At 73.9% G+C, this 24,889-nt stretch carries 16 protein-coding genes; 6 read left to right on the top strand and 10 right to left on the bottom strand.

From position 1 onward, the window contains the following. Position 1: 1 nt before the first annotated feature. The 8 genes from HHX33_RS12770 to aceB form a co-directional block, all read right to left on the bottom strand. The gene (locus HHX33_RS12770; RefSeq protein WP_310741348.1) at positions 2 to 700 is read right to left on the bottom strand and encodes an RNA polymerase sigma factor; all 699 of its coding nucleotides are present in this window, start codon (positions 698 to 700) and stop codon (positions 2 to 4) included. Between the two features lie 118 nt (positions 701 to 818). Continuing rightward, the gene (locus HHX33_RS12765) at positions 819 to 2,807 is read right to left on the bottom strand and encodes an FHA domain-containing protein (RefSeq protein WP_182874763.1); all 1,989 of its coding nucleotides are present in this window, start codon (positions 2,805 to 2,807) and stop codon (positions 819 to 821) included. Positions 2,808 to 2,911: 104 nt separating this feature from the next. Then, positions 2,912 to 3,148 carry a DUF2277 domain-containing protein gene (locus HHX33_RS12760; RefSeq protein WP_117409311.1) on the bottom strand — a complete coding sequence of 79 codons (237 nt, stop codon included), beginning with the start codon at positions 3,146 to 3,148 and terminating at the stop codon, positions 2,912 to 2,914. Between the two features lie 102 nt (positions 3,149 to 3,250). After that, on the bottom strand, positions 3,251 to 3,985 hold the full coding sequence (locus tag HHX33_RS37160; RefSeq protein ID WP_244302042.1) for an IclR family transcriptional regulator: 735 nt from the start codon (positions 3,983 to 3,985) through the stop codon (positions 3,251 to 3,253). Then, positions 3,982 to 5,259, bottom strand: coding sequence for a (Fe-S)-binding protein (locus HHX33_RS12750; RefSeq protein WP_182874762.1), 1,278 nt, complete (start codon positions 5,257 to 5,259; stop codon positions 3,982 to 3,984). The genes HHX33_RS37160 and HHX33_RS12750 overlap by 4 nt, the downstream gene beginning before the upstream one ends. Next, on the bottom strand, positions 5,259 to 6,671 hold the full coding sequence (locus HHX33_RS12745) for an FAD-binding oxidoreductase (RefSeq protein WP_182874761.1): 1,413 nt from the start codon (positions 6,669 to 6,671) through the stop codon (positions 5,259 to 5,261). The genes HHX33_RS12750 and HHX33_RS12745 overlap by 1 nt, the downstream gene beginning before the upstream one ends. Then, positions 6,671 to 8,122, bottom strand: a complete 1,452-nt coding sequence (locus HHX33_RS12740; protein WP_182874760.1) for an FAD-linked oxidase C-terminal domain-containing protein — start codon at positions 8,120 to 8,122, stop codon at positions 6,671 to 6,673. The genes HHX33_RS12745 and HHX33_RS12740 overlap by 1 nt, the downstream gene beginning before the upstream one ends. A 33-nt stretch (positions 8,123 to 8,155) precedes the next feature. Further along, positions 8,156 to 9,745: a malate synthase A gene (gene aceB, locus HHX33_RS12735; protein WP_182874909.1), complete on the bottom strand. Its 1,590-nt coding sequence runs from the start codon at positions 9,743 to 9,745 to the stop codon at positions 8,156 to 8,158. A 145-nt stretch (positions 9,746 to 9,890) separates the two neighbouring features. On the opposite strand from aceB, the gene HHX33_RS12730 reads away from it, so the two are divergent. Then, on the top strand, positions 9,891 to 10,577 hold the full coding sequence (locus HHX33_RS12730; RefSeq protein WP_182874759.1) for a DUF4097 family beta strand repeat-containing protein: 687 nt from the start codon (positions 9,891 to 9,893) through the stop codon (positions 10,575 to 10,577). A 42-nt stretch (positions 10,578 to 10,619) separates the two neighbouring features. Here the strand turns inward: HHX33_RS12730 and HHX33_RS12725 are convergent, their stop codons facing one another. Next, complete coding sequence (locus HHX33_RS12725; protein WP_182874758.1) at positions 10,620 to 11,978, bottom strand: FAD-binding oxidoreductase; 1,359 nt, start codon at positions 11,976 to 11,978, stop codon at positions 10,620 to 10,622. Positions 11,979 to 12,131: 153 nt separating this feature from the next. Here HHX33_RS12725 and HHX33_RS12720 point away from each other — a divergent pair, with 153 nt between their 5' ends. Next, positions 12,132 to 15,479 carry a BTAD domain-containing putative transcriptional regulator gene (locus HHX33_RS12720; RefSeq protein WP_182874757.1) on the top strand — a complete coding sequence of 1,116 codons (3,348 nt, stop codon included), beginning with the start codon at positions 12,132 to 12,134 and terminating at the stop codon, positions 15,477 to 15,479. 22 nt (positions 15,480 to 15,501) lie between these two features. Here HHX33_RS12720 and HHX33_RS12715 read toward each other — a convergent pair whose 3' ends face one another. Beyond that, complete coding sequence (locus tag HHX33_RS12715; protein WP_182874756.1) at positions 15,502 to 16,866, bottom strand: FAD-binding oxidoreductase; 1,365 nt, start codon at positions 16,864 to 16,866, stop codon at positions 15,502 to 15,504. Between the two features lie 218 nt (positions 16,867 to 17,084). Between HHX33_RS12715 and HHX33_RS12710 the strand changes: the two genes are divergently transcribed. The 4 genes from HHX33_RS12710 to HHX33_RS12695 all read left to right on the top strand — a co-directional run bounded on the left by HHX33_RS12710 (position 17,085) and on the right by HHX33_RS12695 (position 24,863). Further along, positions 17,085 to 20,474 (top strand): AfsR/SARP family transcriptional regulator, encoded by a 3,390-nt coding sequence (locus HHX33_RS12710; RefSeq protein WP_182874755.1) that lies wholly within the window; start codon positions 17,085 to 17,087, stop codon positions 20,472 to 20,474. Positions 20,475 to 20,576: 102 nt separating this feature from the next. Continuing rightward, a complete protein-coding gene (hflX, locus tag HHX33_RS12705) occupies positions 20,577 to 21,980 on the top strand; it encodes a GTPase HflX (RefSeq protein WP_244302040.1) in 1,404 nt (467 codons plus the stop codon). Between the two features lie 497 nt (positions 21,981 to 22,477). Continuing rightward, complete coding sequence (gene hutI, locus HHX33_RS12700) at positions 22,478 to 23,686, top strand: imidazolonepropionase (RefSeq protein WP_111697217.1); 1,209 nt, start codon at positions 22,478 to 22,480, stop codon at positions 23,684 to 23,686. A gap of 382 nt (positions 23,687 to 24,068) precedes the next feature. Then, entirely contained in the window at positions 24,069 to 24,863 is a 795-nt protein-coding gene (locus HHX33_RS12695; RefSeq protein WP_182874754.1) for an MOSC domain-containing protein, read from the top strand. Positions 24,864 to 24,889 lie beyond the last annotated feature (26 nt).

Raw genomic sequence — 24,889 nt, 5'->3', positions numbered from 1 at the left:
GTCAGTCCTCCTGGGGAAGATCGAGATGGCGGCGCAGCTTCGCGCGCACGCGGTGCAGGCGCGAGCGCACCGTGCCGATGGGGATCCGCAGCGCCTCGGCCGCCTCCTCGTAGGAGAGGTCGGCCCACGCGACCAGCAGGAGCAGGTCGCGCTCGGCGGACGACAGCCGCGCCAGGGCGGCCGCGAGCGCGGGCCGCAGCGCGGCGGCGCTCGCCCGCTCCGCTCCGCGCTCCTCCTCGTGGGCGCCGCGTTCGCCGGCGTCGTGCGGAGCGCGGGCCAGTGCCCGCAGACGGCGGACCTCCGCCCGGCGGTGCCCGGAGATGAGGTTGCCCGCGATGCCGTACAACCAGGGCCGGGCGTCCGGGCGGGACGTGTCGTAGCGGTGCCGCTTCCGGAACGCCACGAAGAACGTCTCCGCGGTCACGTCGTCGGCGTGCTCTTGGCCGAGACGGCGACCGGCGTAGGCGTGGATCTCGTCCGCGTGCCGGTCGAAGACGCCGGCGAACCGCTCGGGCGCGCGCAGCGACGCCTCGATCAGCCGGGCGTCGCTCGCCTCGCCGTCGTCCGGCTCGTCGCCGTTCACGCCGGGACACGTCGCCGGGGCGTGTTCCGGACCGCTGTCTTTCGCCTCGTCGTCGCCGGGCCGGGGACCCGCCGCGGCCGAGGGGAGGCGTGTGCCGCCGGGGACCGTCCTCACCACCCGTTGTATCCGTTCATAGGGGATTTCCTTCCACGGGCGCCGTCGCGCCCTTCACCCCTACTCCGCCGGACGGCCCTGGCCGGTTCCGTGGTTCTCGGAGCCGATGTCCGATGCGTCGTCAGCCGGAGGGCAGCGTGTCACCCGGTCCTCCGGCGACCACCCCGGGCCGCCTGTTCTGTCCGTCCGCCTGTCGCGTGACCAGCGGCCTCTCGGCGGGGGGCGGCACGGCGGACGCCGCGGGGGGCGCCGGCGCGGAGACCGGCTGGTCGAAGATGTCGATGTCGACCTCCTCGCCGCCGACCGTCAGCGTCTCCCAGGCTCCGCTGATCAGCAGGGTCCGCAGCGTCTCGGTCCGCAGCTCGCGCAGGTGCCGGAGGAGGGTCGCGTCGTCGGGCATGCCGGGAATGCGTGGGGACAGACGGTCGCGGATCTGCCGCAGGCGCTCCATCAGGGCGTCGATGTCCGCGTCCCTGTCCGAACCGGCGCCGCCCTCCTCGATGCCCTGGACGATCGTGTCCTTGATCGCCCGGGTGACCCCCTGCTCGTCGGTGGTCACCATCGCGTTCCACGCGCGGCTCTTGTGCCGATACTGCAGCATCGACATCGCCGCCTCGTGCCGTACGAAGTCGGCGTCGCGGAACGGCCTGCCGCGCCAGTTGCGGTTGAGCGACCGGGCCAGCGAGATGGCCGACGCGAGCCCGCTGTTGAGACCCCGCCCGGGCCAGAAGTGGATCGCGTTGGCCGCGTCCCCCAGGAGGAAGCCGTACGTGCCCGGGGTGGTGGACGTGGGGGAGTACAACCGGGCGGTGAACCGCGGCCGCTGCACCATGTCGAGCCGGAAGGCGGTCACCGCGCTCACGTCGCCGTCGGCGACGCCGAAGAGCGCGAGCCCCTCCTTCGCCCGCCTCCACAGTGCCGAACCCCTGATCAGGGCGGGCAGGAACAGCGTGTGGTGGGTCGAGCAGTGGAAGTCGCCGTCCTCGGTGCGCTCCATGAGGCAGGGACTGGAGGCGACGCACTCCTCGAACACGTGCCGGACGGGGTCGATGCCGACGACCTCCGCGGCCTCGTCGTCGGTGAGGCGCATGTTCAGGAAACCCTCGCCGCGCAGCGAGTTCAGGAGGAACCGGTTCTGCGCCACGGTCAGCAGCACGATCGCGGGGTCCGGCAGGGCGGACTTCACCCGTATCCCGAGCACCACGTCCTGCACGTGCCGGCCGTCGAGCGAGAAGATCGAGTCGTCGGCCCGGCCGAACCTGTCGGTGAAGTGCTCGCGGGTCCGCGAGCGCCCTCCCTCGCAGATGGCCAGCACGTGGTCCCTGGCCACGGTGTCGTGGCGCTCCGCGGGGTCGAATCTCTCCGGCACCAGGCGGATGCGGGCGGACCTCTCGTTCGCCATCTCCAGCAGGGTGTCCTCGATGTAGGCGATGCGGATGTTCCGCGGGCCGTGGCCGCGGATCGAGTCCGGGCCGGCCGGCCACATCTCGCTGTAGGACCCCTCGGTGAACAGCCGCGCCTGGACGTCCTCCGGAAGGTTCAGATACTGGCGGCTCTGCACCGTCACGACCTGCTGCCGCCGGTTGTTGCCCTGCGCGGCGTTCTTCCACACGATCCGCGGCCCGTCCTCGGTCCAGCGGCCGTCGTAGATCGTGATGGCGACCCGGTGCCCCATGAGATGTTCGAGGAGCAGGGCGAAGGCCAGCCCGACGGGCCCGCCGCCGGAGACGGTGACGTGCAGGACCTGATCCGGTTCGACGTCCGGGACCGACCGGCGGAACCGCTGCATCAGGGAGGTGTCCATGACCGTCTCGGAGTCGTCGAACGCCTCGAAGCGGAACGTCTCCCCTCCGATGGCGATCGTGTCGCCGGGCCGGAGCACATGCGTGGTGACCCGCCTGCCGTTGACCAGCGTCCCGTTGCTGCTGCCCCGGTCGCGCAGCACGTATCCCTCGGCCTCGCGGCGCACCTCCGCGTGGAAGCGGGAGGCCCGTTCGCTCGTGATCACCACACTGTTGTCGCCTCTGCGACCGAAGGTGATCGGCTTGTCGTCGATCGGGAAACGCTGACCGGCCAGGGGACCTTCATGCCCGACGATCGCAGGTGGCACCGGTCCGCCCCCTCTCCCTCGGAAACGCCGATGCGATCATTTATCGTGACACGCTTCCCGGCTGCGGCAAAGCGTTCCAGTCAGGACGGGCAGGCCGCCGCCTCTCATCCCTGTGCGGTTGAGGCGGAAGCGGGCGTCCCGCGGACCCGCAGGGACGCGAGGAGTTCGGCGCTGGCCCGCGTGATCTCCTCCACGGCGTGGTCGAACGCCTCGGCGTTGTGCGCGGCGGGCGCGCGGAACCCGGAGACCTTCCGCACGTACTGCAGGGCCGCCGCCCGGATGTCCTCCTCGGTCACCTCGTCGGTGAAGGGCGGGCGCAGGGTCTTGATGCTTCGGCACATGAGCCCATACTGGCCCATCCGGCGCGGTCCGGTCAGGAGCGTCGAGCCACGAGCATCGAGTTACGAGCGCCGAGTCAGGAGCGTCGAGTCAGGAGCGTCGGGTCAGGAGCGGAAGACGGCGGTGCCGAAGTCCTCGGCGACCTTGCGCAGCATCGCGGCCAGTTCCTCGCGGTCGATCGCGTCGATGCGCTCGGCCGGGCCCGACACCGACAGCGCCGCGAAGGTCCGCCCGCCGTCGTGGACCGGCACGGCCATGCAGTGCACGCCGCTCTCCTCCTCGCCCAGGTCCAGCGCGTACCCCCGGGCGCGGACCCGGCCCAGCTCCGCCAGCATCTCCTCCGTCACGGTGATCGTCCGGTCCGTACGGCGGGGCAGGCCGGTGCGCCGGAACACCGCCGCCGCGTCGGCGCGCCCGGCCAGCAGCGCCTTGCCCACGGCCGTGCTGTGCGGCAGCACCCGGCGGCCGACCTCGGCGAACATCCGCAGCCTGCGCGGCGAGGGCACCTGGGCCACGTAGACGACGAAGTCCCCCTCCAGCACGGCGAGGTTGGCCGTCTCCCCGGACAGCTCGACCAGCCGGGTGAGGTAGGGCTCGGCCCAGACCGCCAGCATCCGCTCCGCCACCCCGCCGATCCGCACCAGCGCGCCGCCCAGGGCGTACCGCCGGTCGGACTCCTGCCGGACGTACCCCCGGGCGAGCAGCGTCTGTAACAGCCGGTGGATCGTCCCGTACGGCAGGCCGGTCCGCGCCGCGATCTCCGACAGACCGGCCTGGCCGCCCTGCTCCGCCAGGGCCTCAAGGACGTCAAGCGCCCGGTCGACGCTCTGCACGCTCACCGCTTCGTCCTCGCCTTCCCGGCTCCCGGAGATCGTCCCAGCACGCCGGGATCGAGGCCGCGCAGCGAGGCGTCGAGCACCTCGGCCGTGTGCGCGACCCGGATCTCGCCGCCGCCCGCCCTGCGGACCGCCGCGGCGATCTGCATGGAACATCCCGGGTTGGCCGACACCAGGACGTCCGCGCCGGTCGCGAGCACGCGCTCCGCCTTGCGGTCGCCGAGTTCCCTGGCCGCCCGCGGCTGGAAGAGGTTGTAGGTGCCCGCCGACCCGCAGCAGATCGCCGCCTCGGCGACCTCCCGCAACTCCAGCCCGGGCACGGCGCGCAGCAGGTCGCGCGGCTGCGCGCGTACGCCCTGGGCGTGGGCCAGGTGGCAGGCGTCGTGGTAGGCGACCGAGACCGGCAGCGGGCGCCGCTCCGCGGCCGGTCCGAGCTCGGCCAGGAACTCCGCCAGGTCGCGGATGCGCAGCGCCCCGGCACGCGCCGCCCAGGCGGGATCGTCCGCGAGCACCTCGGCGTAGGTCTTCATGCTCGACCCGCAGCCGGCGGCGTTGACGACGACCGCGTCCACACCCGCCCGCCCGAACACCGCGACCGTGCGGCGGGCGAACCGCCTCGCCTCGGCCTCGCGGCCGGAGTGCAGCGACAGCGCGCCGCAGCAGCCCTGCCGGGGCGGGATCACCACGTCGCAGCCCTCCAGCGCGAGCACCCGCGTCGTCGCCGCGTTGACCTGCGGGAAGAACTCGCCCTGCACGCAGCCGGTGAGCAGCCCGACCCTGGCCCTGCGCGGCCCTCTCGCCCGCACCAGCGGCGGCAGCCGTACGGGCCGGGGGACGACGGCGGGGGCGAGTTCGGCCATCGCGCCGAGGGAGGGGTTCACCCGCTCCAGGAACGGCTGGAGACGCCTGCCCAGCCGCATCGGCAGTCGCATCGCCCGCAGCCTGCGCCGGTAGGGGAACAACGCGAACACCAGGGCCCTGACCGCCCGCTCGTCCGGGCGGCGCACGTGCTCCCGCTCGACCACGGCCCTCGTCTGCTCGATCAGCCGGTCGTACCGCACCCCGGACGGGCACGCGGTGACGCACGCCATGCAGCCCAGGCAGGCGTCGAAGTGCCCGGCCATCGCGCCGGTGAGCGGAGTGCCCTCGGCGTGCTGCCCCATCAGGTGGATGCGCCCGCGCGGCGAGTCCATCTCCTCGCCCCACAGCACGTACGTCGGACAGGTGGGCAGGCAGAACCCGCAGTGCACGCAATCCCTGATCAGCTCGGGGTCCATCAGATCCCTCCGACGAAGCGGCCGGGGGACAGGCGGCGGCCGGGGTCGAACCGTTCCTTGACCCGGCGCATCAGCGGCAGCGCGCCGACGCGTCCCCACCGGTCGAGGCGGCGCGCGGCCTCCCGCGGGGCGCGGAGCACCACCACGCGGCCCTCGTCCTCCATGTGCGCGCGCAGTTCACCGGTGAAGGCGGCGACGCGGCCGGGCTCGGTGCCCGGCGGCAGGGCGACGTGGAGCACCTGCGCGGCCAGGGAGCCGCGTACCGCCGGACGGACGTCCGCGGCGCGGGCAGCCCAGAAGGGGCCGACGAAGCTCCCCGCCAGCCGGGAGGGGATGTTCCGCACCTCCAGCAGGATCTCCCCGCCGCCGGACGCCGCGCCGGTCGACACCGCGGCTTCCGCGCCGCGCGGCCCGGCCGGCAGGCGTCCCCACCAGGGCGGCGGTTCGTCGGTCACCTCCGCCGTGCCGCCCATCAGCGCGGACAGGGCCTTGGCGCGCTCGGCCGCGGCGGTGCCCTCCAGCAGGACCGCCACCGTGCAGGGACCGTCCACGTCGGGCCAGTCGACCTCCACGGCGCTCGGCTCCAGCGGCGACTCGGTGATCGCCGGCACCATCGCCCGCAGCGCGGCGGCCACGTCGGTGGAAGTGGTGTCGAACGTCCTCCCCTCGTACACATACGGCTCGACGGTCTCCGTCACCGGGCGCGCGACGGACGCCGTCACCCAGGCGCGGGCGGCGGGCAGGGGACGCAGGCGGAAGGTCGCGTCCGCGATGACGCCGAGTGTGCCGTACGAGCCGGTGAACAGCTTGCCGAGGTCGTATCCCGCGACGTTCTTGACGACCTTCCCGCCGGACCTGGCGATCGTGCCGTCGGCCAGCACGACCGTGATCCCGATGAGCAGGTCGCGGGCCGTGCCGTGGCGGAACGCGCGCGGCCCGGCGATCCCGGTCGCCAGCAGCCCGCCGACCGTGGTGCCCGGCACCGGCACGTCGAGCGCGAGTTCCTGGTTCTCCGCCGCGAGGGCGTCCGCCAGCGCCTCCGTGGTCACCCCGGCCTGGACCCGTACGACCAGGTCGTCCGGCGTGTGCTCCAGCACCCGGTCCATGCGGCTCAGGTCCACGAGCACGTCGCAGCGTTCCGGCGGGGCGCCCCAGTGGAGCTTGGTCCTGGCGCCCGTCGCGACGGCCGCCAGGTCGTGCGCCGCGCAGGCGCGCAGGACGACCGCGATCTCCTCGGCCGACTCGGGCAGCGTCACCCAGCGCGGCCGGACGCCCGCGACCTCGTCCCCGTCGCCCGCCTCGCGCACCGCCACGCCGGTCGCCGCGAGCGCGTCCCCGGCGTCCCGGCCGGCGCCGGCCGGGGGGTCCGGCTCCGGGGGGTTCAGGGGATCGGGCGTCCGCTCGCCGCGCATCAGAACTGCTCCGCCAGACCGGCCTCGACCAGCGGGTGCACGCCCGTGCGCACTCCCGGCGCCTCCCCGCACAGCCGGGGGGTGGGGAAGACCTTGCCGGGGTTGGCCAGGCCCTCCGGGTCGAAGGCGCACCGGAGAAGCTGCATCGTGCCGAGGTCGTCCTCGGTGAACATCCGGGGCATGTACCGGGATTTGTCCACTCCCACGCCGTGCTCCCCGGTGATCGAGCCGCCGTGCTCGACGCACAGGTCGAGGATGCGCCCGCTGACAATCTCGGCGCGCTCGCGCTCACCGGGAACGGCGTCGTCGAACAGCACGAGGGGGTGGAGGTTGCCGTCTCCCGCGTGGAAGACGTTCGCCACCCTGATCCCGTACTCCTCCTGCAGCCGGTCGATGCCCGCGAGCACGCGCGGCAGCGCGGTCCGCGGCACCACCCCGTCCTGCACGATGTACGCCGGGCTGATCCGGCCGACGGCCGCGAACGCCGACTTGCGGCCCTTCCAGATCGCCGCGCGCTCCTCGCCGGAGGCGGCCGTCCGGATCTCGAAGGCGCCGCTGTCGCGGCAGATGCGTTCGACGGCCGCGAACTGGTGCTCCACCTCGGCGCGCGGCCCGTCCAGCTCGACCACCAGCACGGCTCCCGCCCCGGCCGGGTAGCCGCAGTGGACGGCGGCCTCCGCCGCCTCGATCGCCAGCGCGTCCATCATCTCGATCGCCGCCGGGACCACGCCCGCCGCGATGATCGCCGACACCGCGTGCCCGCCGGCCTCGATGCCGGTGAAGGCGGCGAGCAGGGTCGTGACCGCCTCCGGCGCCCGCGACAGCCGTACGGTGATCTTCGTCGCGATGCCGAGGGTGCCCTCCGAGCCGACGAACGCGCCGAGCAGGTCGTAGCCGGGATCACCGGCGGACAGCTCCACGACGTCCCCGTCGGGCGTGACGATCTCGGCGGCGAGCACGTGGTTCACCGTGAAGCCGTACTTGAGGCAGTGGGCGCCGCCCGAGTTCTCCGCCACGTTCCCGCCGATCGAGCAGACCTGCTGGCTGGAGGGGTCGGGGGCGTAGTAGTAGCCCTGGTCGCGGACCGCCTCGGTGATGGCCAGGTTGGTCACCCCGGGCTCCACCACGGCCCGGCGGTCCGGGATGTCGATCTCGACGATCCGCCGCATGCGGGAGGTGACGACCAGCACGCCGTCCGTGCGGGGGAGGGCGCCGCCCGACAGGCCCGTGCCCGACCCTCGCGCGACGAACGGCACGCCGTGCTCGCGGCACAGCCGTACGACGGCCGCGACCTGCTCGGTGGTCTCGGGCAGCACGACCACGCCGGGGACGGCCCGGTGGACGGTGAGCCCGTCGCACTCGTAGGTGCGCAGCCGCACCGGGTCGGTCACGACGGCGTCCGGCGGGAGCGCGGCGGTCAGCCGCGCCGTCAGCCGTTCGAGCACGGACATCGGCTCCCGCCACCCCTCACGTCGTCCCGCCCCTCACGGCATCCGCGCGTACGCGGGAAGCGTGAGGAACTCCGCGAAGTCGTCGTCAAGGGCGACCTCCTTGAACAGTGCCGTGGCCTGCCGGTAGAGCTCCTCGTCGTAGCCCGGTCCGGCGGCGATGCCCGCGAGCTCCTCCTCGATGATCCGCTCGACCAGCTCGCGTGTCACCACCTCGCCCGTGTCGGCCAGCCTGATGTCGTTGTGGATCCACTGCCAGACCTGGGACCGGGAGATCTCGGCGGTCGCCGCGTCCTCCATGAGGTTGTGGATCGCCGCGGCGCCGTTGCCGCCCATCCAGGCCGCGAGGTAGCGCAGGCCGACGTCCACGTTGCCGCGCAGCCCCGCCTCGGTGATCTCGCCGGGGGTCTTGGACACCGACAGCAGGTCCTCGGCGGTGACGTTGACGTCCTCGCGCAGCCGGTCGAGCTGGTTGGGCCGGTCGCCGAGGACGCCGTCGAACACCTCGCGGCAGATCGGGACGAGGTCGGGGTGGGCCACCCAGGAGCCGTCGAAGCCGTCGCCCGACTCGCGCGTCTTGTCGGCCCGCACCTTCTCCAGCGCGACCCTGTTGACCTCGGGGTCGCGGCGGGACGGGATGAAGGCCGCCATGCCGCCGATCGCGTGCGCGCCGCGCCTGTGGCAGGTGCGCACCAGCAGTTCGGTGTAGGCCCGCATGAACGGCGCGGTCATCGTCACCGCGTTGCGCTCGGGCAGCAGGAACTCCCGGCCCCGGGTGCGGAACTTCTTGATGACGCTGAACAGGTAGTCCCAGCGGCCGGCGTTGAGGCCCGCCGAGTGCTCGCGCAGCTCGTAGAGGATCTCCTCCATCTCGAACGCCGCCGGGTACGTCTCGATCAGCACGGTCGCCCGGATCGTGCCCCGGGGGACGCCGAGCAGCTCCTGGGCCCGGACGAACACGTCGTTCCAGAGCCGCGCCTCCAGGTGCGACTCCATCTTCGGCAGGTAGAAGTAGGGCCCGCGGCCCTTGCCGAGCTGCCGCGCGGCGCAGTGGAAGAAGTAGAGCCCGAAGTCGAGCAGCGACGCGGACATCTCGGCGCCGTCCACCAGGACGTGCTTCTCCGGCAGGTGCCAGCCGCGCGGGCGGACCACGACCGTGGCCAGCTCCTCGTCCGGCCGCAGCGCGTACGTCTTGCCGCCCGACTCGAAGTCGATCGTACGGTCGAGGGCGTCGCGCAGGTTGAGCTGCCCGTTGACCGTGTTCTCCCAGGTCGGGGAGTTGGCGTCCTCGAAGTCGGCGAGCCAGACCTTGGCGCCCGAGTTGAGCGCGTTGATCGTCATCTTCCGGTCGACCGGACCGGTGATCTCGACCCTGCGGTCCTCCAGCCCCGGCGCGGGCGGGGCGACCCGCCACTCCGACGTGCGGACGTGGGCGGTCCCCGGAAGGAAGTCGAGCGTGCCCCCCGCGGACAGTTCCGCCTGCCGTGCCCGGCGGGCGGCGAGCAGCTCCCGCCGCCGGGGGTCGAACTCGCGCTGCAGGGTGGCCACGAAGCCGAGGGCCTCGGGGGTGAGGATCTCGTCGAACCGGTCCAGCAGGGGCCCTGTGATCTCGACGCCTTCCACCATTTCCACCCTCCGGAAAAGTAATTCTGAATGGTGGAATCGACGCTACGTCAGGGTGCGGCCGGGGGTCAACGTGAGGGCCGCACCAGGGATGCCCTAGGGCCTTCCCCGATGGGAGAGGGCGCACGCGTGCCGGAGGATCGGGAGCATGAAGAACACAACCCTGGCCGTCGCGGGGGCCGCCCTGGGCCTGAGCCTGACCGTCGCGGCGTGTGGCGGGCCGCTGGGCTTCGGCGGGCAGCAGTCCGTGCAGTCCTACGACGTGGCGGACGCGGTGACCCTCGTCGACACGCACACCGGGTCGGGCGACATCGTGGTGAACGAGAGCGACAGGTCCGGCATCCATGTGACCGAGACCCTGCACTGGTGGGGGAACAGGCCGAAGACCGAGGACGGGCACTCCGTGGACGGCGGCACGCTCGAGCTCAAGTACAAGTGCGGCCGGTGCTCGGTGGACTACAAGGTGGAGGTGCCACGGGGGCTGAGCGTCAAGATCGACACCGGCTCGGGGGACCTGACCCTGCGGAACCTGACCGGCCAGGTCGAGGCCTCGACCGGCTCCGGGGACGTCGACGCCCGTGGTCTCGCCGCGAAGGAGGTCGACGCCAAGACCGGGTCGGGCGACGTCACCCTCCGCTTCACGGCGGCCCCCGCCGAGGTGCACGCCGTGACGGGTTCGGGCGACGGCAAGGTCTGGCTGCCGGACGGCGCCTACAACGTCGACGCGACGACGGGGAGCGGCGAGCGCCGGGTCGACTTCGCGGAGAACGACTCGGCGCCGCACACGATCGTCGTCAGGACGGGCTCGGGCGACGCCGAGGTGCGCAAGCTCTGACCGACCCAGCGACCGACCCGGCGACCGACCCAGCGACCGGTGCTACGACTGGGCGGACACCGGCTTGTTGCTGCGGAAGACGCCGTGCGGGTCCCGGCGGCGCTTGATCTCACGCAGGCGGACCAGCGTCTCCGCGTCGAACGCGGAGGCGGCGGTCTCGTCCGCGTGGAGGTAGGTGAACGGCTTGCGGCCGGTCGTGTGCGGCGCCATGGAGCGGGCGATCTCCGCCAGCCGCGCGTGCACCGCCCGCCCGCCCTCGGGCGACATGATCGGCCCGATCATGCCCAGGAGGTACGGCTCGGCGACGTGCCCGCAGGCGCCGCCGGCGGGGGCCGGCCGGCGCAGCGCGCCGCCCAGGTGACGCACCTGCACGGAGGCCAGCGGCGCGATGTCGCCGAGGGCGGCGAGCAGGTCGCCCGCCACGGCGTCGTCGAGACCGGTCAGCAACTCGCCGCGGCCCGCGCCGGGCACCGGCTGCGTCGGCTCGGCGCAGATGCCGCCGAGCGCGTCCAGCGGCATGGCGGCACGGCTGTCGAGCAGCACACCGGGAACGTCCTCGAACCGCCGGAGCAGGGCGCGTCCCTCCTCCTCGTCGCCGAGGAACGTGGTGTCCACCGCGACCGCGGCCAGGCCGCGCAGCGGCTCGGGGACCTGGGGCACCGGGGGGAACCGCACCATCGTGAACCAGACGGTCAGCTCCGCGGGGGCGCCGGCCGTCACCTCCCGGAACGCGGCGAGCAGCTCGGGCGCCCGGTCGGCGGGCCACAGCATCCGTCCTCCGTACAGCCGGGGGGCGGGGTGCAGGTCCAGCTCGACCGCGGTCACCAGCGCGAAGTCGCCGCCGCCGCCGCGCAGCGCCCAGAACAGGTCGGCGTCGGAGTCCGCCGTGACGCGGGCGGGCACGCCGTCGGCGCCGATCGTCTCGAAGGCGCGCACGCTGTCGGCGGCCCAGCCGTACCTCCGGGCGAACCAGCTCAGCCCGCCGCCGAGGGTGTAGCCCACGACGCTCACCACGGGAGAGCTTCCGGGCAGGCCGGTCAGCCCGTGCTTGCCCGTCGCCGTGAGCAACTCGCCCCACTGCACGCCGGCCTCGACCCTGGCGACGCGGCGCTCCGGATCGACCTCCACACCGCGCAGCCAGCCGGTGCGCACCAGGATCGTCCCGTCCAGGTCGGTAGTGGCGCCGTGCCCGCCCGGCTGGGCCGCCACGGCCAGGCCCGCCAGCGCCGCGTGCCGGACGACGACGGCGGCGTCGGCCGCGTCCTCGATCTCCACGACCGCCCGGACCCGCTGGTCGACCGCCCGGTTCCAGGGCAGCCGGGCGGTCTCGAAGGTCTCGTCGCCGGGCACGTGGACCCGGCCGCGCACCACGCGCCGCAGATCGGTCTCCAAGGTGGACATGCTCGTCCTTCCGCTCAATGTTCCGGGGAGTCGGAGGACATCCTGACCGGGAAGGCTTGCGGGCGATTAGGAACCGGCTAGTCGCGCGCTGTTCGTGCGGTGGCGAGTCCGGCAATACGCTACGAACCGGACCCTCCGCTCTCATGGGGAAAAATGGACTTTCGCCTGTTCGGCCCGCTGGAGGTCGTCGACTCGTCCGGCCGTGCCGTCGACGTCGGCACACCCAAGCGGCGCGCCGTGCTGGCCATGCTCGCCCTGGAACCCGGCCGAGTCGTCGCGCTCGACCGCCTCATCGACGAACTGTGGTCGGGGGAGGCGCCGGCCAGCGCCACCGGGACCCTGCAGGCGTACATCTCCCAGCTCCGCCGGGCGCTGGAGCCCGGCAGGGCGCCGCGCACGCCGCCGCGGGTCCTGCTCACCCGCGAGCCCGGCTACCTGCTGGACATCGCGCCGGGTCAGGTGGACCTGGTCCGCTTCGCCGCGCTCGCCGAGGACGGCCGCCGGATGCTGGCGAGGGGCGCGCCCGGCGAGGCGGCCGACCTGCTGCGCCGCTCCCTGGAGACGTGGCGCGGCGAGCCTCTCGCCGAGTTCACGGCGTACGAGTTCGTCCAGCCGGTGGTCGCGCGGCTGGCGGAGCAGCGGGCCTCGGTGACGGAGGACTGGTTCGAGGCGCGGCTGGCGCTCGGCGACGCGGCGTCGTGCGTGCCCGACCTCGAACGCCTGGTGAAGGACCACCCGTACCGGGAACGGCTGTGGGGCCTGCTCGTGCTCGCCCTCTACCGGTCGGGCCGGCAGGCCGACGCCCTCGCCGCGCTGCGCAGGGTCCGGGCGCTGCTGGACGAGGAGCTGGGCCTGGAGCCCGGCCCAGAACTGCGCCGGCTGGAGCAGGCCGTCTTCGGCCAGGCGCCCGAGCTCGGCGGCGCCGGGCCCGCCTTCCTCGCCCTGGCCGCCGAGCCGGGAACGGCGGTGCCGCCCGGGACGGCGGCGGTGCCGGTCGTCCACGCCGGGCTGGTCGCCCGGCGCGAGCAGACCGGCCGCGTCGCCGCCCGGCTCGCCGAGGCGCGGCGGGGGCGCGGTGGCGTGCTGCTGGTCGCCGGGGAGGCGGGCCTCGGCAAGACCCGTCTGGCCGAGGCCGCGGCCGACGAGGCGGCCGCCCTGGGGATGACGGTCGCCTGGGGCCGCTGCGCGGAGGACACCGGCGCACCCGCGTTCTGGCCCTGGCTGGGGGTCCTGCGCGACCTCGGCCAGGACCGGCGGGCGGACGTGGCGGACGCGCTCGCCGCCCTGTCCGGAGGCCCGCCCGGTGACGCCCCGGCCGAGGCGACGGGCGCCGCGGCGGACGGCGACGACCCCGGCAGGGCCCTGTTCGAGCTGCACGAACGCGTGACCGCCGTGCTGGGGGCGGCGGGTCCGGCGCTGCTCGTCCTCGACGACCTGCACTGGGCCGACGCGTCGTCCCTGCGCCTGCTCGCCTTCGCGGCCGGGGAGCTGCACCGGTCGCCGGTGCTGGTGCTGGCGACGATCCGCCCCGAGCCCGGCGGCGACCCCGAGCAGCTTCGCGACACACTGGCCGCGCTCGCCCGCGAACGCGGCGTGGAGCGGCTCACCCTGCCGCCGTTCACGCGGGAGGACGTCGCCGCCTACCTCGCCGGGCGCGACCTGCCGGGCGGGCGGCTCGCCGCGCTGCTTCACGAGCGCACCGGGGGCAACCCCTTCTACCTGCGCGAGCTGATCCGGCTGCTGGACAGCGAGCACCGGCTGGACGCCGCGTCCCTCGGCGTTCCCGAAGGAGTGCGCGAGGTCATCGGCCGCCGCGTCGGGCGGCTGCCGGAGGAGACCCGCGCGTTGCTGGAGGCGGCCGCCGTGCTCGGCCGGGAGGTGAGCTTCGACGCGCTGGAGGCCGCCTGCGGCCTGGGCGCGGAGGAGGTGATGCTGCGCCTCGAACCGGCCGTGGCGACAGGCCTGCTCGTCGAGGTGCCCGGCGGCTTCGACTACCGGTTCTCGCACGCCCTCGTGCGCGACGCCCTCTACGCGGGGCTCGGCCGGGTGCGCGCGGCGCGGCTGCACCTGCGCACCGGGGAGGCGCTGGAGAGCCTTCCGGGCGTGGAGGTGTCCGTCCTCGCCCACCACTTCGTGGCGGCCTCCCGGGCGGGCGGCGCCGCCAAGGCCGTGGAGTACGCCGTCCGGGCCGCCCGGCAGGCCGCGGCCCGCTGCGCGTACGACGAGGCGGCGGACTGGTGGGACAGGGCCCTCGCCGCGCTCGGCCCGGGGGACCCCGCCCGGCGCTGCGCGCTGCTGGTGCGCCGCGGCGAAGCGCTGCGCGCGGTCGGCGACGTCGCCGAGGGGAGGAAGGCGCTGGAGGAGGCGATCGTGCTCGCCGCGGGAATCGGCGAGCGCGCGACGCTGATCGAGGCCGTCACCGCGTTCGGCGGCATGTCGGTGTGGAACTGGCGCCACTACGGCGTCGTGGACGGCGAGACGGTCGCCCTGCTGGAGCGCCTGCTGCGGGAGCCGCTGGGCGACGTGGAGCGCGCCACCCTGCTGGGCACCCTCGGCCTGGAGCTGTACTACTCCCCGCGCAGGGCCGAGGGGGAGCGGCTGGCGGCCGACGGCGTGCGGCTGGCCCGCCGCACCGGCGACCCCCGCCTGCTGGCCCGCTCGCTCAACAACTACCTGGTCGCCGCCTGGGTCACCGAGAGGGAGGACGAGCGCCGCCGCGCGGTCGAGGAGATGCTCGCCCTGCCCCTCGACCCGGCGGCGGAGGCCGTCGCCCGGGTCTTCCGCATGGCCCACCTGCTGCGGGCCGGCGAGCTCGCGGAGTGGGACCGCGACCTGGCCCGCTGCGCGCGGCTGGCGGACGAGATCAGGCGGCCCGAGATGACCGGGATGGCCCGCATCGCCGAGGCCGCCGGCCGCACGATGCGCGGCGACTGGGCGGCGGCCGAACGCCTCGCGGAGGAGTTCACCTCGCTGATCGCGGGTTTCAGCATGTGGGGCCTCGACTACCCCGGCTTGATCACCCTCTACACCTGCCGCCGCGAGCAGGGCCGGGCGGGGGAGGTGGCGGACCGGCTCGTGTCCCGGGCGCACGACCCCGACATGGTGCCGCTGCGCCCGGTCGCCGCGCTGGCCGCCCTCGACGCGGGCGACACCGCCCTCGCCCGGAGGCTGGCGGAGCGCTGGGGGGGCGAGATCCGCGACGACTGGACCACCGAGTTCCTCGTCGTCGTGTGGGGCCACCTCGCCGCCCGGCTCGGCGTGCCCGATCCCGCCGCCCTCTACCGCAGGCTCGCGCCGTACGGGGAACGGCTCGTGGTGAGCGGCATGGGCGGCGCCGGATGGGGCTCCACCCACCTGGTCCTGGCCGAACTCGCGGACGCCACGGGCGGGCGCGACCTCGCCCTGGGTCACGCGCGGCGGGCGCACGAGACGCACCTGCGCCTGGGCCTGGACCACTGGGCCGGACGGAGCGCGCGTCTCCTCGGCGAGCCGGGTGACTGAGCCGTCGTCATCCGGGCCGTCGTCATCCGAGGACCGGGTGGTTGCCGGCGAGCACGCCGTCCGGGTCGCGGCGGCGCTTGATCTCGCGCAGCCGGGCCAGGATCTCGGCGGGGAAGGCGGACGCGGCCGGCTCGCCGTGGCCGAGGAAGGTGAAGGGCCTGCGGCCGCTCGCGGCCCCCGCCACCGCCGCGGCGATCGCCGACTGCCGTTCGCGGATCGCCTCCTCCATGCCGGGCGCCGCCAGCACGCCGAGCGCGCTCAGCAGGTACGGCTCCGCGATGTGGCCGCAGGCGCCGCCCTTCTCGTCGACCCGGGCGAGCGCCCCGCCGAGGTGGCGGATCTGCACGGAGGCGAGCGGCGCGACGGTGCCGGGCCCGGCGGCGGCCAGCATCGCCGCCGCGGTGGCGTCGTCGAGCCCGTGGAGCAGTTCCGAGCGCAGCAGCGCGGGCGTCGGATCGGTCGGCTCCGCGCAGATGTCCGCGAGGTTCGCCACCGGCATCCGGCCACGCGTGTCGAAGATCGGATCGGGAATCACGTCGAACCGGTGCAGCAGGGCGCGCGCCTCGTCCGGGTCGCCGAGATAGGTGACGTCGGCCGTCACGGCCGACAGGCCGCGCAGCGGCTCGGGCAGCTCGGGCAGCGGCGGGAACTGCAGCAGGTGGAACCAGACGGTCAGCTCCTCCGGCGCCTCCGCCGTGACGGCGCGGAAGGCGGCCAGCACCTCCGCGGCCCTACTGGCCGGCCACAGGATCCGCCCGCCGTACAGCACGGGCGCCGGGTGCAGGTCGAACTCCATCGCGGTCACCACCGCGAAGTCGCCGCCACCGCCGCGCAGGGCCCAGAACAGCTCCGGGTCGCTGCCGGCCGTGACGGTCGCCTGCTCCCCGGAGGCGTCCACGACCTCGAACGCGCGCACGCTGTCGGCGGCGAAGCCGTACCTGCGCCCGAACCAGCTCAGGCCGCCGCCCAGGGTGAAGCCGGTGGCGCTGACGACCCCCGTGCTGCCCGCCAGCGGCGTCAGCCCGTGCTCTCCGGCCGCGGTGAGCACCTCGCCCCACGAGACGCCGGCCTCCACCCGCGCCACCCGCTCCCCGGGCCGTACGGTGAGCCCCCGCAGGTTCCCCGTACGCAGCAGGATCGCGTCGTCGAAGGCGGCGGGGGCGTGCCCGTTCGGCTGGGTGGCGACGCGCAGCCCGGCGAGCCCCGCGTAACCGACCACGGCCGCGACGTCCTGGGCGTCCCGCGCCTCGACGACCGCCGCGACCCGCTGGTCGACGGCCAGGTCCCAGGGGCGGCGGGCGCCGTCGAAGCCCTCGTCGCCGCGCGTCAGCACCCGCCCGCGCACCACCCGGCGGAGATCGGCGCCGAGCGCCTCGATCTGGTTCATGTCTTCCCCTCCACGTCGTGGGTTCCTCCTGCGGAACCACCGTGCGGAACCACCGTGGGACACGGGGATTGGGGCGGGGATGAGCGCCGCTTGAAGACCGTCCAAGTCGCTCTCAAGTGCCACGTCCGAAATTGCGGAAATGGAGCGTTCCGGTTGGGCTTGTCGCGGCTCTACGCTTACATCCGGCGATCAGGGGAGAGCGATCGGAGCACGTGGCCATGAACTCGCTGTCCTTCCGGCTGCTGGGCCCCTTCGAGGTGATCGACGGTGACGGCCGCGTCCTCGACCTCGGCCCGCGCAAGCAGCGGGCGGTGCTCGCCGTCCTCGCCCTGGACCCCGGCAGGATCGTCTCCCTCGATCGGCTGATCGACGAGCTGTGGGCCGGCGAGCCGCCCTCCAGCGCCACCGCGACGCTGCAGTCGTACGTCTCGAACCTGCGCAAGGCGCTGGAGCCGGGACGCAGGCCGCGCACGCCCCCCGCCGTGCTGCTCACCCGCGAGCCCGGCTATCTGCTGTCGGTCGCGCCGATCCAGGTCGACCTCGCGCGCTTCGTCTCCTGGGTGGAGGACGGCCGCAGGGCGCTCGGCCGGCGCGAGCACGCCGCCGCGCTCGGGCTGCTCGACCGGGCGCTGGAGACGTGGCGGGGCGAGCCGCTCGCCGAGTTCGCGTCCTACGAGTTCGCCCAGCCGGTCATCGCGCGCCTGGGCGAACTGCGGGCGGTGGCGGTCGAGGACCGGTTCGACGCCCGGCTCGCCATGGGCGACGGCGCGTCCTGCGTGGCCGACCTGGAGCGGCTGGTCGAGGCGTACCCGTACCGCGAGCGGCTGTGGAGCCTGCTCGTCCTCGCCCTCTACCGGTCGGGCCGGCAGACCGACGCGCTCGGCGCGCTGCGCCGGGTGCGCGCCCTGCTCGACGAGGAGATGGGCCTGCTGCCCGGCCCGGAGCTGCGGCGGCTTGAGCAGGCCGTGCTGGAGCAGTCGGCGGCCCTGGACGCGCCCGCGCTCCCGGAGACGGCCCTCACCGCGCCCGCACCCCGGGAGGCGGCCCTCACCGCGCCCGCGCCCCTGGAGACGGCCCTCACCGCGCCCGCGCCCCAGCCGGCCCCCGAGCCGCCGCCCGCGGCGTCGGCGTTCATCGCCCGCGAGCAGGAGCTCGCCCGTCTCGGCGAGCGGCTCGGCGGCGTACGGCGGGGCCGCGGCGGCGTGCTGCTGGTGACCGGCGAGGCGGGGATCGGCAAGACCAGGCTCGCCCAGCTCGCCGCCGAGGAGGCCGAGGCACGCGGCGTCGCGGTCGTCTGGGGCCGTTGCGTGGAGGCCGAGGCCGCCCCGCCGTTCTGGCCGTGGCTGCAGGCGCTGCGCGAGCTGGGGGAGCGGGGCCGGGCCGCGGCGCGGCTCCTCGCGGGCGAGGGCGCCGACGCCCCGGCCGACCCCGAGGCCGCGCTCTTCGAGCTGTACGAGGGCGTGCTGGCCGCACTGGCGCGGTCCGGCACGCCGACGCTGGTGGTGCTGGACGACCTCCACGCGGCGGACGCGGCCTCGCTGCGGCTGCTCGGCTTCCTCGCCGCCGAGCTGCACCGCAGGCCCGTGCTGGTGCTGGCCACCGTACGGCCGGAGCCGGGCAGGGAGCCCGAGCGGCTGCGTGACGCGCTCGCCGCCCTCACCCGCGAGCCCGGCGCAGAACGCCTCACCCTCAGGCCGTTCACCGCCGAGGACGTCGCGGCGTTCCTGCGGCGGCACGACCTGACCGACCCCGCGCTCGCCGGCCTGCTCTACCGGCGCACCGGCGGCAACCCCTTCTACCTCGGGGAGCTGCTGCGGCTGCTCGGCAGCGAGCACCGGCTCGACGCCGCCTCGCTGGGCGTGCCGGAAGGCGTCATGGAGGTCATCGGGCGGAGGGTCGCGCGGCTGCCCGGGCCCACCACGGAACTGCTGCGCCGCGCCGCCGTCCTGGGCCGCGACGTCAGCCTCGACGTGCTGGAGGCGCTCACGCGGACCCCCGCGGAAGAGGTGATGTCGCTGCTGGAGCCCGCCGTCGCCGTCGGCATCCTGGCCGAGGCGCCGGACGGCTTCGACTACCGCTTCTCGCACGCGCTGGTGCGCGACGCGCTCTACGCCGGGCTCGGCCGCCTGGACAAGGCCCGGCTCCACCTGCACGTGGCGGAGGCCCTGGAGTCCCTGCCGGTGACGCTCCCCGGCGGTGACGGGACGGCGCGCCTGCCCGTCCTCGCCCACCACTTCGCCATGGCGGCGCGCGTCGGCGGGGCCGACAAGGCCGTCGGCTACGCCGCCCGGGCGGCCAGGCAGGCCACCGCGCAGCGCGCGTACGACGAGGCGGTGGAGCTGTGGGAGAAGGCGCTGCTCGCCCTCGGCAGGCGCGACCCGGCCCGGCGGTGCCGCCTGCTGATCGAGCTCGGCCGGTCGCTGCGGGTCGTCGGGGACGTCGCGCGGGCCCGGGCGGCGCTGGAGGAGGCCATCGCGCTGGCGGAGGACACCGGTGACCGGGAGGCCCTGGTGGAGGCCGTGGCGGTGTTCGGCACCCTCAGCGTCTGGAACTGGCGGTCGTACGGGGTGGTCGACGACCACACGGTCGCCCTGCTCGAAAAGCTGCTGGCGGGCCCGCTGGACGACGCCCGCCGGGCCGCGCTGCTCGGCACCCTCGGCATCGAGCTCAACTACGGGCCGCGCCGGGCGGAGGGCGAGGCGATGGTGGTGGAGGCCCTGGAGATCGCGAGGAGGACGGGTGACTCCGCCCTGCTCCTCCAGGTGCTCAACAACTACATGATCGCGTCCTGGGTGCCGGAGCGGGAGGACGAGCGCCGCCGCGCCGCCGAGGAGATGCTCGCGGTGCCCGGCCTGCCCGCCACCGCCGAGATCGTGGCCCGGGTGCACCGGATGGCGTGCCTGTTCAGGGCGGGCGAGCTGGCCGAGTGGGACCGCGATCTGGCCCGCGCCGAGCACCTGCTGCAGGAGGTCAGGAGCCCCGAGCTGACGGCGATGGTGCGCATCGCCCAGGCGGCGCGGCTGACCCTGGAGGGCCGCTGGGACGAGGTCGAGCGCATCGCCGGTGAACTCGGCGAGGTCTTCGGCGACAGCAGCATGTGGGGCCTCGGCAACGTGCGGCCGACCATGCTCTACACCTGCCGGCGGGGACAGGGCAGGGTCGCCGAGATCCTCGACGAGATCGTCACGGCGGCGGCGCAGCCGCACAACGACCCGCTGCGTCCCATAGCCGTGCTCGCCGCGCTCGACGTGGGCGACCGCGAGCTGGCCGCGAGCCTGGTCGCCCGATGGGGCACCGGAATCCCCGACGACTGGTCGGGGGAGTTCGTCGCCGTCGTCTGGTCGTACGTCACGGCCCAGCTCGGCGTCCCCGATCCCTCGGGGCTCTACGAAAGGCTGGCGCCGTACGGAGACCGGCTGGCCCTGCACGGCAGCGGCACGGCCGGTTGGGGCTCCATCCACCAGGCGCTGGCGCTGCTGGCGGAGGCGACGGGCGACCGGGAACGGGCCCTGGACCACGCGCGCCGGGCCCACGAGACCCACGTCCGCCTGGGACTGGACTACTGGGCCGGGCAGAGCGCGCGACTCCTGGACCGGCTCCGGGCATAAGGGAGTGCGTCACTCCGGGACCTCGTGTCACCATCGACAGAAGACGCCCGTGCGGGAAGGCATCGGGGCGTTCGACTGTTCTGTCTAGTAGAGATGACATATATGCGATACGAGCCCGAAGACCTCGCCGTGGGCGACTACGACCTGGAAGAGCGCCAGGCGCTGCGCCGCGTGGTGGGTCTGTCGACAGAGCTCGAAGACATCACCGAAGTCGAATACCGCCAGCTCCGGCTGGAGCGCGTCGTGCTGGTGGGCGTCTGGGCCGGCGGCACGGCCGCGGACGCGGAGAACTCGCTGCAGGAGCTGAAGCTCCTCGCCGAGACCGCCGGATCACAGGTGCTGGAGGGTCTGATCCAGCGCCGTGACCGGCCCGACCCCGCCACCTACATCGGTTCCGGCAAGGCGGTCGAGCTGCGTGACATCGTGGCCGCCAGCGGGGCCGACACCGTGATCTGCGACGGCGAGCTGACCCCCGGCCAGCTCCGCCAGCTCGAAGAGGTCGTCAAGGTCAAGGTCATCGACCGGACCGCGCTGATCCTCGACATCTTCGCGCAGCACGCCAAGAGCCGGGAGGGCAAGGCCCAGGTCGAGCTGGCGCAGCTGCAGTACCTGCTGCCGCGCCTGCGCGGCTGGGGCGGCAACCTGTCACGTCAGGTCGGCGGCCGGGCCGCCGGCGGCGTCGGCATCGGCGGCCGCGGCCCCGGTGAGACCAAGATCGAGCTGGACCGGCGGCGGATCCGCGAGCGCATGGCCAAGCTGCGGCGGCAGATCAAGGAGATGTCCACCGCCCGGCAGACCATGCGGCACCGCAGGCAGGCCCGCGAGGTGCCCGGGGTGGCGATCGCCGGATACACCAACGCCGGCAAGTCGTCGCTGCTCAACCGGCTGACCGGCGCGGGAGTGCTGGTCGAGGACGCGTTGTTCGCGACCCTCGACCCCACCGTGCGGAGGGCCCGCACGCCCGAGGGCCGGCTGTTCACGCTCGCCGACACCGTCGGGTTCGTACGGCACCTGCCCCACCAGCTCGTCGAGGCGTTCCGCTCGACGCTGGAGGAGGTGGCCGACGCCGACCTGATCCTGCACGTGGTGGACGGGTCGCACCCCGACCCCGAGTCGCAGATCGCCGCCGTCCGCGAGGTGCTGGCGGAGATCGAGGGCGCGCGGGACATCCCGGAGATCATCGTCGTCAACAAGGCCGACGCCGCCGACCCCGTCGTGCTGACCCGGCTGACCATGAAGGAACGGCACAGCATCGTCGTCTCCGCCCGGACCGGGTCCGGGATCGGCGAGCTGATGGCGATGATCGAGCGCGAGCTTCCCCGCCTCGACCACGAGGTCAGGATGCTGGTGCCGTACGACAGGGGCGACCTCGTCGCGCGGGCGCACAGCGAGGGCGAGGTGCTGTCGCTGGAGCACACCGGCGACGGCACGATCCTGCACGCGCGGGTCTTCGCCGACCTGTACGCGGAGCTCGACAGGGTGGCGAAGCCCGTCGAAACCGTCTGATCCGGTCCGGACCGCTCTGGTCCGGACCGTCTGATCCGCTGGATCCGCGCCCTTCCCGACGGGCCGCCTCGGCGTGTCGGTGGCCCGTCAAGGCATGCCCTTGGTATGATAAGGAAAGCCCAATGGGACCTTATGGCGTGGGTGGAATATGTCTCCAGACAGCGTGGTCACCCTTCCGCAGGCGCTCGCGGACACCGGGTCGGAGCTGGGCGTCCTAACCTCGCCGCCGCGCGTGAAACAACTGGTAAGTCTCGGTGCTGGCGAGGCTGACGTGGGTTCTTGTCGATAACCCTGTACATCGAACCCACCCGTGAAATAACGTAACTGAACTGAATCGCCCGGGTTCGACACCCCGGCGGTAGGGTCATCGCACAACAACCCCGTGCGCGATGAGGCAGGAGACCCCCAATGACGTCCGAATACGAAGCGGACACGGCGGGCCCGGAGCCCACCGGCTGGGGCCGCTCGACGTCCAGGGGTGACCGGCAGGTGGTCGGATGACCGTTCGCCTTCTCACCAACATCGGTCGGCTGTGGACCGGGCACGACGTGTGCAGCAACGCCGCGATCCTGGTGCACAACGACCGCATCGCCTGGGTGGGCCGCGCCGCGGACCTCCCGCAGAGCGTTCCGGGGGTCGTCGACGACATCGTCGACGTCGACCACGTGGAGAACCTCGGCGGAGCGCTCGTCACGCCCGGCCTCATCGACGCGCACACCCATCCCGTGTACGCCGGCAACCGGTACGCCGAGATGGCGATGCGCTCTGGTGGCTCCAGCTCCTCGGCCATCGCGGCGGCGGGCGGCGGCATCGGCTCGACCGTCACGGTGACCCGCGGCACCGACCCCTGGACCCTCTGCAACGGCGTGCGGGAGCGGCTGCGCGAGTGGCTGCTCAGCGGCACCACCACCGTCGAGGCCAAGACCGGCTACCACCTGACCCGCGACGGCGAGCTCGCCGACGTGCGGCTCCTGCGTGAGCTCGAGAAAGAGCCGATGATGCCGCGGGTCCACGTCACGTTCCTGGCCGCCCATGTGGTGCCGCCCGAATACTTCGGCCGTCAGCGCGACTACGTCGAGGCGGTCGCCTCCTGGTGCGCGGACGCCGCCGGAGCCGGGGCCGACAGCGTCGACGTCTACTGCGACGACGGTCACTTCACCGCCGAGGAGGCCCGCTGGGTGCTGGCCTCCGGCCGCAACGTCGGGCTCCTGCCGCGCGTCCACGCCGGCGCGTACAACCGCCGCGGCGCCGTCCAGCTCGCCGCCGAGATGGGCTGCGCCTCCGCCGACCTGCTCCACCACGCCTCCGACGAGGACATCGCCCTCATGGCGAGGTACGGCGTGCCCGCGGTCGTCTGCCCGGGCGCGGCGCTCCAGGTGGGGCATCTCCCGCCGGTGCGCCGGATGCTGGCCCAGGGCGTGCCCGTGGCGCTCGGCAGCGACCACAACCCCGGCCACTGCGGCATCACCTCCATGTCCCTGGTGATCAGCCTGGCCGTGGCGGCGTTCGGGATGAGCGTCGGCGACGCGCTGCGGGCGGCCACGCTGGGCGGCGCCCAGGTTCTCGGCGCGCCGGACCGCGGCATCCTCGCCCCCGGCCGTCTCGCCGACATCGTGCAGTGGGACGCCGACCACGAGGGCGCCTTCGCCTGGTCGTTCGGCCTGAAGCCGCGGCGCGTCTGGCGGGGCGGCGTCCCCGTACAGTGAGCTCTGCGCACTGAGTTCTGTGCGTTGGGTTCTTCGCGCGTAGCGTCCTGTGCGCTGAGCCCTGCGCATTGAGTTCTTCGCGCGTAGCGTCCTACGCATTGAGTTTCGCGCGGTAAGGCCCGGGCTGTGAGCATGTTGCGGGCGGCGCCGGCGCGCCCGGCCCGGCCGGGGAGGCGCTGCGCCACCGGCACGCCGAGTCCTCCGGCGGCGCCCGCGATGAGAGTTTCACGGAAAGCGGTTCCCGGACTGCCGGCGGACGGTCCCCGCCGCCACGTCGAAGAGCACGGGAAACGCACATTTCAGAGGGGTCGAAGACCCCGCCCCGGCACCCCGTGGACACGCTCCCGTACCCCGAGAGAGCGCTTTCTTCTATCCTTGTCCAATGGAACTCGCCGAGATCCGCACCTACCCCATCAAGTCCGGCAAAGGCATTCCCCGCCTCTCTGCCAAGGTCTTGCCCTGGGGTCTGGAGGGCGACCGCCGCTGGGGTGTGGTCGACCCGATGGGCGAACTGATCTGGGTGGGCGAACACCCCCGGCTCCTCTCGGTCTCGGCCGTGGAGACGCCCGAAGGCGGCCTCCACCTGTCGGCGAAGGACATGGGCGAACTCAAGGTTCCCCCGGCCGCCGGCGACACGATCTCGCTGAGCTGCTCCACCCTCGACCGAGCCGTGCTCGCCCACGCCGACGCCCACGAATGGTTCACCCGCCTGCTCGGCCAGCCCGCCCGCCTCGTCTGGCTGGACGAACCCGAACGCCGGACCCTCGCCGCACACACCGGCGGCCTCTGGGACGGGCCCCTCCATCTCGTCTCCAGGAGTTCGCTCCGGCGCCTGGACGACTGGATCGCCGAAGGCGCGATGGAACGCCAGGAGCCTCCCCCGGACCCCCTCGACGTCGCCCGCTTCCGGCCCAACCTCATCGTCGAGGGCGCGGAACCCTTCGCGGAGGACGCCTGGACGTCGGTCCGCATCGGCGAGATCGACTGCCGCGTCTCGGTGCTGTGCGACCGCTGCGCCGCCACAATCTGGGACCCGACCACTCAGGAGCGCGGCAAGGAGCCCCTGCGCACCCTGGCCAAACACCGCCGCTGGGACGGAAACACCTGGTTCGGCGTCCGCCTGGTGCCCACGAATCTCGGCGAGTTGCGAGTAGGAGACGAAGTTCGGCCAGGCTAGGGCGATCACCGCCGGGTAATCTCGCG

The sequence above is a fragment of the Microbispora sp. H10670 genome (genome assembly GCF_014161385.1).
Classification (GTDB): Bacteria; Actinomycetota; Actinomycetes; order Streptosporangiales; family Streptosporangiaceae; genus Microbispora; species Microbispora triticiradicis.
Note: the sequence above shows the minus strand (reverse complement) of the source record. Positions and strands in the feature narration are given on the sequence as shown.

Excerpts from the sequence above, each read along its gene's own strand:
- HHX33_RS12740 (WP_182874760.1), bottom strand. The coding sequence starts at position 8,122 with ATGTCCGTGCTCGAACGGCTGACGGCGCGGCTGACCGCCGCGCTCCCG.
- HHX33_RS12745 (WP_182874761.1), bottom strand. The coding sequence starts at position 6,671 with ATGCGCGGCGAGCGGACGCCCGATCCCCTGAACCCCCCGGAGCCGGAC.
- HHX33_RS12715 (WP_182874756.1), bottom strand. The coding sequence starts at position 16,866 with ATGAACCAGATCGAGGCGCTCGGCGCCGATCTCCGCCGGGTGGTGCGC.
- aceB (WP_182874909.1), bottom strand. The coding sequence starts at position 9,745 with ATGGTGGAAGGCGTCGAGATCACAGGGCCCCTGCTGGACCGGTTCGAC.
- hutI (WP_111697217.1), top strand. The coding sequence starts at position 22,478 with ATGACCGTTCGCCTTCTCACCAACATCGGTCGGCTGTGGACCGGGCAC.
- hflX (WP_244302040.1), top strand. The coding sequence starts at position 20,577 with ATGCGATACGAGCCCGAAGACCTCGCCGTGGGCGACTACGACCTGGAA.
- HHX33_RS12760 (WP_117409311.1), bottom strand. The coding sequence starts at position 3,148 with ATGTGCCGAAGCATCAAGACCCTGCGCCCGCCCTTCACCGACGAGGTG.
- HHX33_RS12750 (WP_182874762.1), bottom strand. The coding sequence starts at position 5,259 with ATGGACCCCGAGCTGATCAGGGATTGCGTGCACTGCGGGTTCTGCCTG.
- HHX33_RS12725 (WP_182874758.1), bottom strand. The coding sequence starts at position 11,978 with ATGTCCACCTTGGAGACCGATCTGCGGCGCGTGGTGCGCGGCCGGGTC.
- HHX33_RS12695 (WP_182874754.1), top strand. The coding sequence starts at position 24,069 with ATGGAACTCGCCGAGATCCGCACCTACCCCATCAAGTCCGGCAAAGGC.
- HHX33_RS12720 (WP_182874757.1), top strand. The coding sequence starts at position 12,132 with ATGGACTTTCGCCTGTTCGGCCCGCTGGAGGTCGTCGACTCGTCCGGC.
- HHX33_RS12710 (WP_182874755.1), top strand. The coding sequence starts at position 17,085 with ATGAACTCGCTGTCCTTCCGGCTGCTGGGCCCCTTCGAGGTGATCGAC.
- HHX33_RS12730 (WP_182874759.1), top strand. The coding sequence starts at position 9,891 with ATGAAGAACACAACCCTGGCCGTCGCGGGGGCCGCCCTGGGCCTGAGC.